We start from the raw sequence: 15,115 nt of genomic DNA on the forward strand, positions 1-15,115 counted from the left end.
GTAGAAGCGCTGCCAGGCCCCGTACTCCCGGTCCGAGCCGGTGAGCGCGGCGAAGGAGCCGCGGGTGCCGTCGCCGCCGACGAGCAGCCCGGTGGCGCGCCCGCCGCGTACCGCCGGGGTGTACGAGGAGACGGTCCGCTTGCGTACGGCGAAGTCGAGGCCGAGCTCCCGGACGATCTTCCGCGGCAGCAGGGACACCAGGTACGAGTAGCGCGACAGCCGCGCGTCGATGCCCTCGAAGGGCCGGGTCGAGACGGCCGCTCCCCCGGTGGTGCCCAGGCGTTCCAGGACCAGGACGGACTGTCCGGCACGAGCGAGGTAGGCGGCGGCGACGAGACCGTTGTGGCCGCCGCCCACGATGACTGCGTCATAGCTGTCGGGTACGGGCATGGCTCTTGGTAACACGGACGACGGCCCCTGGCCAGAGCCGGTGCCGGGGTGCGCCGGTCAGGACGACGCCATGCCCCGTTGCTGTCGCAGCGCCGCGACCTGCCGGTACAGCTCGACCGCTTCCGTCCCCCGGCCAAGCTGTTCGAGGCAGTGCGCCTCGTCGTTGCGGCTCGCGAGTGCGTCGGGGTGGTCGGCGCCGAGCAGCCGGGTGCGCACCTCGGCGACCTGCCGGTAGGCGGTGAGCGCCTCGGCCCAGCGGCCGAGCCAGCCGAGACCGACGGCGACCTCGCGGCGGCTGACGAGGGTGTCGGGGTGGTCTCCGCCCAGGACGCGTTCACGGGTCGCGCACACCTCGCGCGATTCGGCGAGCGCCTCCTCCCAGCGGGCCAGCCGGCCCAGGTTGACGCCCAGTCCGTGGCGGGCGCGGAGGGTCTCGGGGTCGGCGGGGCCGCTGACCCGGGTCCGGTCCTCTACGAGCACCCGGTACAGCTCCAGCGCCTCGGTGCTGCGGCCCAGCCGGCCGAGGCTGATGCCGACCTCGTAGCGGGCCGCGAGGGTGTCGGGGTGGTCGGCGCCCAGTACGTGCGAGCGGACCTGGACGACCTCCTGGTAGGTCTGCAGGGCCTCCGTCCACCGGCCGAGCCGGCCGAGTGTATAGCCGACCTCGTAGCGGGTGACCAGGGTGTCGGGGTGAGTGGCGCCGAGCAGCCGGGAGCGGGCCGCCGCCACATCGCGGGCCATGCGGTACGAGTCCTCCAGCCGCCCGAGCCGGCTGAGGTTGAACGCCAGGTTGTGGCGGCAGCGCAGGGTGTCGGGGTGGTCGGGGCCCATCGAGCGTTCCCGGGACGCCAGGACGGCGGCGTAGACCTGGTGGGCCTCGAAGTGGCGGCCGAGCTGGCCCAGTACGTACGCCACCTCCTGGCGGGCCGCGAGGGTCTCGGCGTGGTCGGGGCCGAGGGTCCTTTCGCGGCCCTGGGCGACCCGGCCGAACTCCCGCAGCGCGTCCGCCGCGCGCCCGGTGCGGCTGAGGGTGAACCCGACCTCGTAGCGGCTGGAGAGCGTGTCGGGGTGGTCGGGGCCCAGCGCGTGCTCGCGTTCGGCGGCGACCGCCCGGTGGACCTCACCCGCCTCGTCCCAGTGGCCGAGGCGGCCCAGGTTGAGGCCGGCGCTGTGGCGGCTGGCGAGTATCGCGAGGAGTTCCGGCGAGGGCGTGGGCCGCTCGGCCCCGGCCGGCGGTGCGGATCCGGTGCCGGTCCGCGGGTCGGTGCCGGTGGTCCACTCGCCGGTGGTCCACTCGCCGGTCAGGCCAGCCGAGTGGTCGGGCGGCGCAAGTCCCGGCGACGTGGTGCCCGTCGCCCTGATTCCGCTCGTCATACCGCGGGTCCAGCCGGGCAGCCTGCCGGGGCCGGCGTGTCCGCCGGGACGCTCGACCGGGACGGGCGGCGCCAGCAGCACCCGACCGGTCGGCTCCAGGTGCGGCTGTCCGCCGGTACGGCCGACGGCGATGCGGCGGCGCAGGTCACCGGCGTCGGCAGGCCGCTGCTCCGGGGTCTTGGCGAGCAGCTCCAGGACGACACGGTCGAAGAAGCCGGGGAGTTCGGCCCGGTGGCTGCGCAGGGGCTCCGGCTGGGTGTCCCGGTGTCCGACCAGGACGCCCCAGGCGTCGTCGAGGTCGAACGGCGGCGCTCCGGTGGCGATCTCGTACAGCACGCAGCCCAGCGAGTAGAGGTCGCTGCGGTGGTCGATCTGGCCGCCGCTGATCTGCTCGGGCGACATGTAGTGGGGGGTGCCCATGGCGATGCCGACGCCGGTGAGGCGTGAGGTGACGCTGATGTCGTGGCCGAGCCTGGCGATGCCGAAGTCGCAGATCTTCACCGTCCCGTCGGCCAGCCTCATGATGTTGGCGGGCTTGAGGTCGCGGTGGACGATGCCCTGCTGGTGGGTGTAGCCGAGGGCGTCGGCGACCTGTTCGGCGATGTCGACGACGTCGTCGACCGGCAGCGGATGCTGCTGGTTGTCCTCCAGGAGCTGGCTGAGGTTGCGGCCGTCCAGGAGCTCCATCACCAGGTAGAGCACGCCCTCGTGCTCGCCGAAGTCGTGGACGACGGTGACGCCCCGGTGCTGGAGCGCGGCGGCGACCCGGGCCTCCCGGCGGAAGCGCTCGCGCAGGATGCGGGTGAAGTCCTGGTCGTGCTGGGGGCCCATCGGCTTGAGGCATTTGACGGCGACCTGGCGGCCGAGCGATTCGTCGCGGGCACGCCACACCTCGCCCATGCCGCCGCGCCCGATCAGATCGAGCAGTCGGTACCGGCTCTGGATCAGCCTGGTTTCCGCCATCCCTGCTGTCGCCCCCGTCATTCCGCCTACTGTTGCTGCGCCCTCCCCGGCCCGTCCAGTATGGCTGCCTGCCTCTTCAGTTTGTACGGGGCGGGGCGGCTGCCCGGCCCCAGACGCGCCATCGCCTTCAGAATATGACCCGGCGGCAGCTGCCAGCGCAGCCGCGACGGAATGCCCCGCAGGAGGGTTCCCGCGGTGCGCAGACGGCGGTCGACGGTGGCGGCCGGCGGTGCGGGCCTGCCGTACAGCTCGTGGGCGTACGGGGGCAGCGACTGGTAGGCGAGCGTCGCGACGCGCCGCCACAGCAGGGCGCGCGCGGGCACCAGCAGGGGGTGGACCGGTGGCTTCCGCAGGAAGTCGTCAACGTCCAGCGCATCGGACGAGGAGGCCAGTTGGGGCCGTATCCGCTCGAAGTAGGCGGCCAGCTGTGCGGTGGTCGCGGGTACGCCGGCCGGATCGAGGCCGACGAGCCGGGCACTGCGGCGGTGTTCGTCGATGTACCGGTCCGCCTGCGCGTCGGTGAGCGGGAAGCCGGAGCGCCGTTCGACCTGGAGGTAGGAGTCGGCCTCGGCGCAGTGGACCCACAGCAGCAGCGCGGGGTCGTCGACGCCGTATGTCTCGCCGGTGCGCGGGTCGGTGACCTTGAGGAGCCGGTGGATCCTGCGGACCCGGGCGCCCGCCTTCTCGGCTGCTTCGGTGGTGCCGTAGGTGATGGTTCCGACGAAGCCGGCCGTGCGCATCAGCCGGCCCCAGGCGTCCTTACGGAAGTCGGAATTCTGCATGACGCCGCGCACCGCGCGCGGGTGCAGCGCCTGGAGGTACAGGGCGCGCACCCCTGCCACCCACATCATCGGGTCGCCGTGCATCTGCCAGGTGACCGATTCGGGCCCGAAGAGCCCCGGGTCGGCTTCCGCCATACCGTCCTGCCTCCCTCTCCCGTACCGCAGCGCCGGCCTCCGCACGCTGCGACCACGGCGAACCAGAACTCCGCCATCTCCGGCGGCCGGGCGGCCGTTCACCTCCGCTGTCGGACTCGACCGCGCACCCGCACCCGCACCCGGCTCACGGGCCACGCCAGAGATTGGCGAAGGCCGCGTTCTCGATGGACCGCCTCTGGCGTACGGCCTCCAGCTCCATCACCGCGTCATGGACGATCGCCACCACGGTCGTCACCGCCTCGTCATCGAAGCCGGGCTCGTCATCGAAGCCGGACTCGTCGTCGGATCGTTCGCCGTCGATGCCCACGACCGAGGCGAGGGCGGCCAGGACGGGTTCCTGCTGCTCCCAGCGGTCGGCTGCCCGGCGGCGCGCGGGTGTGTCGGTCGCTTCCATCCGTTCCGGACCGAAGGACAGTCGGCCGCTTCGCTTGTGCGTCAGCTCACCGTCCTCCTCCAGAGCTGCCTGGTACGCGGCCGAGAGGTCTCGGCCCCGGCGCCACAGCCAGTCCTCGATCCGCTCGTAGGGCGCCTGCCGGGTGAGCCCTTCCGCAGCCTCGCCCATGAGCCGATCGTCCGGCGCCGCCGCTTCACCGGGCACGATGCGGTCGCCGTCCACGGTGACCGCCCCCGCACCGATGAGATCGATCAGCTCGGCTCCCGCGAGTGCGAGCGACAGGTCCCCCTGTCCCACGGAATGCTTCAGCCCCGGTTCCATGGCGATGGTGAACAGGTCTTTCGCCGTGGTCATGAACGGCTCCCCTCGGAGACATCGACAAAGGTGCGCCCCCGCCGGCCGGGCCCGCATCGGGGGCCGGCCCGGCGGCGGGGCGACTGTCACCACCAGTATCGCCCCCCGTCCACGCGGCCGAAGCCTTTTCGCAGGGCGGTGGGAGTGTCCGTCGACGACGCCGGATCAGCGGGTCCGCGCCGTACTGGATCCCTGAGCCGTCCTCGGTCCGGCCCGGCCCGGGGTGAGGCCGCTGCGCGGCCGGGCGGGCGCTTACCCGTGGGAGCTGATCACACCGCCGGCGCTGAGCACGATGTATACGGCGTTGGCGTCGAGCCCGACATCGTGCCCCTTCGTCTCCAGCGTGGCCTCCACCGCGCCCTCGTTGCCGAGGATCTGCGCGCGGTACCTCAGTTCGCCGATCTTGGTGACCTTCGCCGTCCAGCCGCCCGCGAGCTTGAAGGTGCCCGGTCCGGAGTGTCCACCTCCCATCCAGGAATGGACCTCGCCACCCAGCGTGAGTACGACGAACATGTCGTTGGCGTCGAGCCCGGCGTCGTGCCCCTTCGTCTCCAGCGTGGCCAGAACCGAACCCCGGCTGACGATCTTGAGGCGGTAGTGCTGTTCACCGAGCTCGTAGATCTCGGCCTTGCTGCCGTCGGCCAGGGTCTGGGTTCGAACCGGGGACGCCGCCTTGACCGTGACGGCCGGCGCGTTGGCGCGGTGCGCGGCGGGCGTCCCGGTATGCACGCTGCTGCGGACCTGTTCGGCGCTGGTCCTGGCCTTGCCCGAGCCTGTCTCGGCGCCGCTGGGCGCGCCACCGTTGCCGGTGGAGAGGGAGGCGGAGCCGGAGACGTTCCTCCCCGAGCCGGCGGCTGCCGCGTTGCCCCCGCTCTGGCAGGCGGTCAGCGAGAGTGCCGCAGCGGCGGCGACGGCCACCAGACCGGCGGAACGGGCGGTACGGGCGGCACGGCGAGTGGTCATGATCGAAGCCTCCATGGGATATCAGGATGCGGCACCTGCGCCTGGGACTGCTCCCGCAGGACGTCCGGCCGGATCTGCTGTTCAGTGCACCCCGTGAGACGGCACTCGGGCCGGAGTTGTTCACCCAATTCTTGTCCGCAGTTGGTAACAGATGAAATGGGCACGATTGTCCGTGAGGGCCCGGACGCGGTTCTGATGGCGGACCGGGCGGTGCTCAGGCAGGCTGACCTGCATGGTCTCGGTAGTGCAGAACGTACCGAGTCCGATCGCGCTGCGACGTCTCCCTGAAAGGCTGCGGCGTCTCCCTGAAAGTACGTTCCTCTGGTGCGGGATCGACGGATGTGGTGCGCAGCGGACCGGCCGTCCGCGATCGTCTCCGGCTTCGTGTGTGAGCAGGTCCAGCGGCGGATCGGGCGGCCGGAGGACCACCGTGCTGGTTTTCGGCGACTGTCAGGTGCCCGGGCAGGCGCGGCGGACCGCTTCGGTCCGCTGGTCCGATGACGACGGAGCTTCGAGCCAGCCCAGCCGTGCCGCGTGGAAGCCCAGCTGTATGCGATTCTGCACTTCCGCTGTGTCCATCAGGTGCCGGATCCGGCGCTGCACCGTTCGCGGCGAAGTCCGCAGCAGGGTGGCGATCGCGTGGTCGGTGAGGCCGGTCAGCGACAGGCCGAGGATCTGTGCCCCCAGATCGTCGATGGCCGGCACGTCCCGCAAGGCTCCCGCGGAGGTAACGAGCTGCGTTGCCTTCTCCCACTTGGACTCGAACAGTGCGATCAGCGCGTCGAGCAGACTGCTCTCGTGCACGAGCAGGGCTCCCGCCTTTGCGGCATTGGCCGAGCCCAGAAGCGGAACAATGGCCAACTCGCCGTCCACGATGAAGAGTTTCAGTGGCACTTTGTCGGTGATTCGGACCTCCTCGCCCGAGGCCCGCGCCTGACTGATCTCGTCGAAGGACGGGGCTTCCTCGTCGAGCATCGCGCGTTCGACTATCACGCGGTAGCGGACACCTCGCTCGATGACGGCACCGTCGGTCATGTTGTCGGAAGAGAAGAACGGCGGCTTGACGAAGTTCATGATCTCCTTCCGGGCGCCGAGTTGTATGTGCCCCACGCGCTCGCGGATGGCCTCGGTGCCATGGATCACATCGACGACCTCCGCAGCGCCGCACCCGAGGGTGGCCGCGCGGTAGATCTCATCGAGGGTGTCGAGCTCGAATTCCGCCAGATTGAGCGCGTTCTGTCGCTGGATCAGGAGCGCACGCAGCGCGACCGCCGGTGGGGAGGCGACGAACCGGGTGATGTCGCCGAGGCTGCGCGCGGCGAGCCCATGGCCTTCGAGCCTGCTGAGGATGCGCACCATCTGGCCGGGTTCGCAGCCGACGAGTTCGGCGAGGCCGCCGGGAGTGGCGGAGGTTAACGAGACCAGGGTCCGGTAGGCGTCCGCTTCGTCGGGGGTGAGTCCCAGCACGTCTGACAACATGATGCTCCTCCGCCTGTCTGTGGGTACTTCGGCCTGGCGTCCGTGTCGCGGAAGGAGCCCGCCGTCCTCGGTTCTCACAGGGGCGGGGCCGCCGGAACGCGGACCCGGGTACGCCGCGATCCGGTGCAACCACGGCCGGTCCATGACCTGATCAGCGTTGCGCGCGCAGAACGATCAGCGGTCCGCGGTTGCCGGCCCCGTCCGCATCCGGCGAGAGAATCGACGACATCGCGGGAGACGGCCGGGGCGAACTTCGGGTCTCGCCCCGGCCGTGACCCCTCCGGGTCGGTTCACCGCTTCATCGGTTCGCCTCAGCGCAGTCGGTACGCCTTGGGAATGGTCTGTTTGACGTTGTTCCCCGCGCTGTCGGTCGCGGTGACCCGCAGCGCTACTCCGTCAGGAGCCTTGTCACGTTTCGGGTGCTTGATTCGCGCGGTGAAGGTGTTCTTCCTGTCGGCGCGGGTGCTCGCCGGCTGCCAGGTCCTGCCGCCGTCGAAGCTGGCCTCCACCCGCAGATCGGTCACGGTCGGTGGCGTGCTGAGCCGTTCCTGGTAGTAGCCGGTGACGGTGATGAGGTGGGTTCCGTCGGCCTCGGCCGTGTTGTCCAGTCCCAGGCCCAGGTCGTACCGCAGGAAGATCAATGGCTCCGGACGGCACAGACCGGGATCCTTGACAACCACGTCCGCGACGCACGGCTGGGACGTCGGCGTGTCGGCCTTGTCCGGCCGGCCGGACGTGTACTCCCACGCGGTCTTGACCCCGTTGGTCTCCGCCTGGAAGGAGTAGCGTGCTGACTCCGCAGGCAGGTCGTACGCGATGACGTCGGCTTTGCACCCCACCAGCGTGAGCGCTGCTACGGCTGCCGACACTGTCAGGATCACCTTCCGGCGCCACCTCGATGGCCTGGCCGCGATCATCGGAGCGGTCTCCTTTCCCATGTCGATGGTCATCGCCCGCTCCTCGACGCCAGGTCCGGTACGTTGCCGGGCTCGCCGAGCTCGAAGACGAACTCGACCGGGTGGAGCTGTTGCTCAAGTTCCTGGCCTGCGTCGTCGAACAGGCTCACCTCGCAGTCGGAGGGCATACAGGCCCGGATTCCGTAGACCAGATCGGCGACACCCGTGTCATTGAGCATGCCCATCATGGCCTGGCGTCCGCCCCCGCTGCTGGTCACGTAGAGGGTGGGCCAGAAGCGGTCACCCTCCCGGCAGCCGGCGCACGGCAGGCCGGTGCTGACGGTGAAGCCCGACTTGGTGCGGACCTGCGGCACCGCGCCAGGAAGGGACGGACCCGCGTTCCAGTCGATCGTGTTCGTGCTGCCGAGCACCAGTTCCCGCGTTTCGGAAGGGCCCGACGAACTTGCCACGGACGGCGCGACGTAGTCCCTGGAGGACATCTCGAAGCGGTCGATCGCGTTTCTGTCCCGTGGTCCGACCAACGTGGTGAACCGTCGTTGGCCGGCCGGCTTGGGCAGCATGATCTCGTCTGCCACCGGGCCGGATTCGGTTGACCGGTTCCAGCTGAAGTGCGGAACCGTGCCGGGCCGGTCGGCGTGCAGGCGGTGGTCGACGCGGTCGAGATCCCGGGACCGGACCTGGTGCGGCAGGTTGCCGGGAATCAGGCCGGAGGAGTTGAAGGCCAGAGCGTAGCTCTTGGATGCTTCGCTGTTGCCGCCGAGTTCGGCCCGGACACCGGGCTTTGCTCCGGTCTTGAGCTGCTCGATCAGCGGGAGAGCCTGGGCCGGGGGTACGGTAACGATCGGCAGAGCCGCGTACGGCTTGACCGGCGGGCAGCTGTCGGGACCGTTCTCACATGCGTACCGACGGGTCGCGTCGTACTTCAGCAGGGCGACCCGATCGGATTTGCCGGTCACCATCACCCCGATCGCGCCGGCGTCGGCAGCCGCCGACACTCGCTCGCGCAGTGCGGTGAAGTCGCAGGTAGTCGTGCAGATGTCGGTCGGCCTCAGCAGGACCAGCGCACCCCTGGCATCGACGTTGGCGAGTTCCTCGGCCGAACCGGTGCCCGCGTAGACGACGGACTTGCGCCCCTTGGTGGGCAGTCGGGGAATCGTCGACCGCACGAGGCGGATGACAGCCCGGTCGTTCTCCCTCCACGACTGGGTTCCGCCGTATATGGAGGTGTCCGGTGTCGCGTAGCGGACATCCAGGTCGACAGCGCCATCGGCCCCCGTGACCTTCATCGTCACCGACGGCGGCACCAGGACGTGCCTGCTGCTGAAGTCGAGCGTGCCGAGGCTGACCCCTCCGGTCGGCAGAACCCACCAGTTCGGATCACCGGGACCGTATTCGGTGGTCAACTGTGCGGTGATCCCCCAGTCCCCGTCCACGGAGATCCGGTCGATCCTGAAGGCGGCCTGGTAGGTCTCCACCCGCTCCGGGGCGTTCACCTTGACCGGCTTGGCCTTCCGCAGGTCCAGTACCACTGTGGTCGCCCCGGTGACCTCCACCTGCGGCGCCATCGGTGCGGCCTGCTGCAGCTCACCGGCCGCGTCCCGCCACGTCACGCCCATGGCAGCCGTGACGGTGCCGGCGAAGACCCGTGCCTCGACCGTCTCGCCACCCGGTACCGTCAGCGGCTTTTCGTACAGGTTCTGCTTGTCCTCGTCGACCGGGACGATCAGCGCGTCGCCGTACGAGACGTCGGTGGCACCGACCGGAGGAATGACCTTGATGGTCAGGTCCTGCCGGACCGGTTCCAGGAACGCCGAGATCCTCGTCGATCCCAGCAGCGTCCCGGCACCGTCCTTGGCCGTCAGGGCGCCGGCGTATCTGCCGTACTGCCCGGAGCGGTCCAGCACCCCACCGTCCGCGGTCATCGTCACATCGGCCGAGCCCTTGGCGGGTACGGTCACCTCGTCGGCGCTGAGCGTGAACAGCCCCGCGGGTGCGGGTGCGCCCGAGGAGGAGACCGAGGCGGAGAGCGCGAGAGTGATCGGCGCGTCGGTGAAGTTGCTATAGGTGACCGTCCTGGACACCGGCGAGTGCGGGTACTCTGACCGGCCGAAGTTCAGGTTCCCGTCCGGGATGATCTTCGGGTCGATCGCGCGGGCCAGGTCAACCCGGCCGGCGCCCTGCGCGTACAGGTCCTGCCCGAGATCCAGGGAGGTCGCCATCAGCAGCGCCTTGATCTGCCGCCCGTTGAAGTCCGGGTGCTGTTGGGCGATGATCGCCGCGGCTCCGGCCACATGGGGGGTGGCCATGGAAGTGCCGCTGGCGGACGTGTAGAACTCGTCCAAGGGCGTGCCCATGCCGGTCCCCTTGGCGCGGGCCGCGCCGATGGCGACGCCCGGAGCCGAGATGTCCGGCTTGGCCGCACCGTCGCCGATGCGAGGTCCGCGGCTGGAGAAGGGGGCCAGCTTGTCGCTCTTGTCCACGGCCGCGACGGTCAGCGCGTCGTCGGCGGCACCAGGTGCCCCGACCGTCCCGGAGCTCGGGCCGTTGTTGCCCGCGGCGATGACGAACAGGGTGCCGTAGGCGCGGCTGAGCTTGTTGACCGTCGCGCTCAGCGGGTCCGTACCGTCGGTGGCCGCGCCTCCGATGCTCAGGTTCACCACTTTGGCACCGGACTTGGCGGCCCATTCCATACCGGCGATGACCGCGTCACCGGCGCACCTGCCCTCGTTGTCGCACACCTTGCCGACGGCCAGCTCTGCGCCGGGCGCCACGCCCCGGCGCAGTCCGTCGGATGCCTTGCCGGTGCCGGCGATCGTGGACGCCACGTGCGTACCGTGTCCGTGTCCGTCCACCGGACCGCTCGGGTTGCCGGTGAAGTCGACCTTCTCGACTATCCGGTCGGCAAGATCAGGGTGGGTGGCATCGATGCCGCTGTCCAGCACCGCGACCTTCACGTTCGAGCCGTCGAAGCCACGCGCCCAGGCGGCGGGTGCGCCGATCTGCGGAACGGACTTGTCGAGCTGAACCTTGGTCAGCTCGTTCAGCCACACCTTGTTCACCCCGGCCAGCGGGCCGGAGGCCCGGGAGGCGGCGGCGGACTTGCCGGTGGTCTTCTTCCGCACTTCCCGCCACCACTGACCGTTGCCCTTGATGGTCATGGAGCGGGCGTTGATGCTCGGCAGGACGGTCTTGGCGGACGTACCCGTGGCGAGCGTCGCCGTCCGTGCGCCGGTCTTTCCTGTGTACGTGGCGATCACCGGGACCTCACCGGTGGTGCCTTCGGCCGACCAGTCGGCCAGCTTGGCGATGTTGAAGAGTTCCCAGTCCAGCAGGCCGGTGCTGAGCAGCGGCAGCGCGTCGTCCGGTACGACGTAGACCTGATCGTTCCTGGTAACGGTGTGAAAGAGAACCGTCTCGTGCCCGGGACGCGTCGCGGGTTCGATCTCCCGCACGACCGGTCGCCGGCCCTTGGTGACGCCGATCCGCACCTTGTCGCCGGTCACCAGCGTCAGCGGCAGGTCCGCCTGAGTGCCGGCGGCAGCCTGGAGCAGGTGGTCCCGGACCGACGCGGGCAGGTTCAGGTCGAGGGAAGCAGGCCGGGACTGAGCCGGAGTTGGGCCGGATGCGTGTACCGCGGTGCTCGACATGACCGTCCCGAGGACGGTGATGCCGACGGCCGCGGTGACCAGCCGTCGCCCGAAGCGTCTCATCGTGAGGCCTCCTGAGATGCCGTTCGTTCGGGTTCGCCGCGAAATGGGCGCGGTGGATGCATGAGCGTCTCCTACTCATCGAGAGAAAGAAGTACTTGCTGCATTCGCCAGCCACTTTCGGGGCTCCGTACGGATCAAGGCAAGTGATGGGATGTGGCGCATTTCTTCCATGTCACAAAGCCGCCATGACAGTCGGCTGGAGAACTGGCGGAGGAACGGCAGAAAATGAGTGGCCGGGGCAGAACTCTCGGCGCTGTGGACGGACATGTGAATCTGCGCCGCTGACTCGGTTCCTCAGGCGGGCCGGTGCGGACCTCGGACATTTCTGCTGTGTTCGGCCATTCGGGGATGCCGCTGATTTCGGCAGTACGCAGGACCAGGAACGGCCGGAGGGATTGAGCCGGGGCGTGTTGGCCCGGCGGCTTGGCCGGCGGTGGCGAGGTGGGCCTGCGCGTGGTCCGCTCGGCGTCCTGCGCAGCGCTGAAGGAGGCGCCCACCGCGATCTGGTTCCGTGCCGTCGAACAGGTCATCCAGGGTGCGTATGCGCAGGCCGGGCGGTCCTGGACGGCGATTCCCCGCGCGACGATCAGGGGCCTCGTGCCACGGATCGCGGCGGGGAAGCGGGAGCGGCCAGCGTCGAGCGGTTCGGCCGGGCCCGCGAACGGAAACCCGGTTCGCCCAAGGACGGGGGGTGACGGCGAAGCGGTCGGTGAAAACCGGCCGTTGTCCGCTTCCGGCGCCGGAAGCCCTCTTGCGGGCCCCGCCGCTCATCCCGGGTGGGACGGATTCGGTGCCACCGCGCATCGCGGGCGAGATATATGAGCAACTCGCCGAAATGTGCCCGCGAGATCCCGGACGGGGCAGGAGGGCTACGGACCGCACGGCTCCAGGCTGGCCTCACAACTCGCCCAACCCGTAAGGCCCTTCTCTTTTCACCGGCGAGCCGATCCCGCATTTCCCCCGAGGTCGTGAGGAATTCTGACTGGTGACACAAAATGGTGTGCCCCTGGCACAGGGACGTACCCTGCGCCAGGGGTGCGGTCAGGAAAAGGCCGCCGTGAGGGTCAGCGAACGGCGTAGGCCTTGATCAGGGTCTGCTCGATCGTGCTTCCGTTGGTGTCCTGTGCCTTGACGCGCAGGGAGACGTAGCCCTTTGCCGGGTTGCGCACGGACACCTTGTAGCTGCCGTGGCTCCTGCTCTTGACCTTCGCGGGCCGCCAGGTGGCACCGTCGTCGGTGGACGCCTCCACCCCGACCCCGTCGATGTGCGGGGTAGCGCCGTTCTGGAGGGCGAACGCCAGGTCGAAGTTGTAGGTGTTGCCGCCCTTGGTGGTGTTCTGCGCATCCAGGTCCAGGCCGTATCCCGGCCAGAGCAGCGCCAGGTCCTGCTTGCCGTTCGCCGGCCGGGCGGACTTGAACGTCCACGCGGTGCTGGTCTTCGTGGACAGCGGGAACCACGCCGGGCGGTCCGTGTCCATCGTGATCCGGTAGGTCGCCGGGTCGGGGCCGACCGGCAGCGTCGTGAGCGAGAACCGGCTCTGCTCCTTGAGGAGCTTGCCGTCCTGGTACAGCCGCACCGTCGACTTGTCGGCACCGTTCGCGAAGAAGGAGTAGTGGCCCGGCTCGCTGTCGCCCATCTCCATCATGTTGAGGGTGACATTGTCACCGTCGCGGAACGCGAGGGTGGTCTCCGGTCCGGACGGGCCGTTCGCAGCGCCCAGCCAGGTCTCCTTGCGCTGATCGCCCGGCAGATAGGTGCGCAGTACGTCACTCATGGCGCGCTGGATGTCGTTGCGGTCCGGGTAGACCGCGTGCCACCACCGCATGTCCTTCATCACCGGCCACTTGCTGCCGGTGGAGTACCACTCCTCCCGGTCCAGCGGTGCGTCGAAGAAGTCCACTACCTGGGTGATGAAGGTCTCTCCCGGTCGGATCGCCGAGTCGGTATCGCCGGTCAGCGTGCCCTTGGTGCCGCGGTAGTGGGAGTTCGCCACGGCCGAGTTCTCCGTGGTGACCGCGTCGGTGGGGTCGGCCGGAATTCCGCCGGGAACCATCAGCGCCACGTTGTACACAGAGGGGTGGTGGATGATGCCCTGCAGGTTGATACGTGTGGGACCGCCGACCATCCGGCCGAAGAGCACCGCGCCCTCGTCCTGGGTGAGGCTCCAGGCCGGGATGGCGGTGCCGGTGACGCGCGGCACGATGGTGGCGTAGGGGCCGGGCCGGTCATTGACGATGACCGCCGCCTTCGCGCCGGCACCGGCCACCGCGGCGATCTGGTCGACAACCTTCCGGGTGGCATCGCGGGTGACGACCGCGAGCTTGCCACCGAGGTGCTTGCCGGCCAGGTCCTCCGGTCGTCCCGTCCCGGCGTCGACTGCCTGGAGCGTGCTGGGTCCGTACAACCGGGCCGCGTAGATCACCGGCTCCAGCGCGAGCGCGCCTCCGTGCCCGGCGTAGGACGCCCGGATCACCGGTGAGTACCTGCGCTGCTGGAAGCTGAACTCGAACGTGCCGCTCGTCACCGGCTTGGTGGGCACCACATAGGCGTGGTCCCAGAGGGGGCTCGACGCACCCTTCATGAAGTCGATCCCACGCTTGCCGGGAAGCTGCTGGCGGTAGCCGAGTTTGTAGCCGTCGGGCTCCGACTCCTTCGGCGTCGCGACCTTGACCTCCTTGCCCAGGCGGGCGTCCATCGTGATCGTCTGATCCGCTTTCAGTTCCACCATCGGCTCGCCGGCGAGGGTGTGGCTCATGATCTGAGCGGTGGCCTCGTCCCTGGTGTGGACGAGACCCATGACCGAGTACCGTCCTTCCGGCAGGGCGACGGTCTTGGTTCCGTCCTGGGGGAAGACCTCGCTGAGCACCCCTGTGTCCAGGTCGAACACCGCAAGTTCGCCGGTCGCCGGGTTGCCGTTCCGGTCGATCGTGTTGACGGTGAGGTCGACGGTGGGCACGTCCTTCGTGGCACCGACGGTGGTGCGGATCGCGCTGCCGTCGTTCGCAGTGGCGGTGATGACACCGGTGTAGTCGCCCATGGCACCGAGCTCGGGGTGGTAGGTCACCGTCATGCCCGCGGTGGAGTTGGCCGGGACCGTCACGCTGGTGGCGCTGAGGGTGAACGTGCCCTCCGGCGGAACCGTTGTCTCCCCGAGGGTGAACAGGCTGAGCGACAGCGTGGTGTCCGCCGCGGAGGTGTTGACGTAGGTGACTGTCCTGGTTACCGGCGCGCTTTCGGCCGACTTCTTGCCCATGCTGACGACGGCGGGGCTGGAGTAGACCTTGGCGTCGATGGCCCTGGCTACGTCGACCCGGCCGCCGCCCCCCTGGTAAGCGCTGTACGGGCCCTGCTCGGCGGTGCTGACCATCACCTGCTTGAGCCGGTCGGCGGTCCAGTCGGGGTGGCGCTGAACGAGGATCGCCGCAGCGCCGGACACATGCGGGGTGGCCATCGAGGTGCCGCTCGCCGCGGTGTAGTCGGCGTCGAACGGCGTCCCCATGGACGTACCGGTGGCGCGCGCGGCGACGATTCCCACGCCCGGTGCGGTGATCTCCGGCTTGACCGCGTAGGTTCCCGTGAGCGGGCCGCGGCTGGAGAAGTCCGCGAGCTGATCCTGCTTGCTCACCGCGCCG

At 69.6% G+C, this 15,115-nt stretch carries 9 protein-coding genes; all 9 read right to left on the reverse strand.

Annotated elements, in window-relative coordinates:
• Positions 1-390: FAD-dependent oxidoreductase (locus J1C73_RS01310; RefSeq protein WP_207314683.1), on the reverse strand; the 390-nt coding region annotated here is incomplete at its 3' end.
• Positions 391-447: 57 nt separating this feature from the next.
• The gene (locus J1C73_RS01315) at positions 448-2,727 is read right to left on the reverse strand and encodes a serine/threonine-protein kinase (protein WP_207314684.1); all 2,280 of its coding nucleotides are present in this window, start codon (positions 2,725-2,727) and stop codon (positions 448-450) included.
• 26 nt (positions 2,728-2,753) lie between these two features.
• Complete coding sequence (locus J1C73_RS01320) at positions 2,754-3,644, reverse strand: oxygenase MpaB family protein (protein ID WP_207314685.1); 891 nt, start codon at positions 3,642-3,644, stop codon at positions 2,754-2,756.
• Between the two features lie 145 nt (positions 3,645-3,789).
• Complete coding sequence (locus J1C73_RS01325) at positions 3,790-4,413, reverse strand: GOLPH3/VPS74 family protein (RefSeq protein WP_207314686.1); 624 nt, start codon at positions 4,411-4,413, stop codon at positions 3,790-3,792.
• Between the two features lie 252 nt (positions 4,414-4,665).
• Positions 4,666-5,376: a hypothetical protein gene (locus J1C73_RS01330; protein ID WP_207314687.1), complete on the reverse strand. Its 711-nt coding sequence runs from the start codon at positions 5,374-5,376 to the stop codon at positions 4,666-4,668.
• Between the two features lie 450 nt (positions 5,377-5,826).
• Complete coding sequence (locus J1C73_RS01335) at positions 5,827-6,855, reverse strand: helix-turn-helix domain-containing protein (RefSeq protein ID WP_207314688.1); 1,029 nt, start codon at positions 6,853-6,855, stop codon at positions 5,827-5,829.
• Positions 6,856-7,166: 311 nt separating this feature from the next.
• A complete protein-coding gene (locus J1C73_RS01340; RefSeq protein ID WP_207314689.1) occupies positions 7,167-7,805 on the reverse strand; it encodes a hypothetical protein in 639 nt (212 codons plus the stop codon).
• Positions 7,802-11,482: a S8 family peptidase gene (locus tag J1C73_RS01345; RefSeq protein WP_207314690.1), complete on the reverse strand. Its 3,681-nt coding sequence runs from the start codon at positions 11,480-11,482 to the stop codon at positions 7,802-7,804. Before J1C73_RS01345 ends, J1C73_RS01340 begins: the two co-directional genes overlap by 4 nt.
• A 1,064-nt stretch (positions 11,483-12,546) precedes the next feature.
• A partial coding sequence (locus tag J1C73_RS01350) for a S8 family serine peptidase (protein WP_207314691.1) occupies positions 12,547-15,115 on the reverse strand: 2,569 nt, incomplete at its 5' end.

Origin of the sequence: Streptomyces laculatispora, assembly GCF_017353455.1 — a bacterium.
Taxonomy (GTDB): Bacteria; Actinomycetota; Actinomycetes; order Streptomycetales; family Streptomycetaceae; genus Streptomyces; species Streptomyces laculatispora.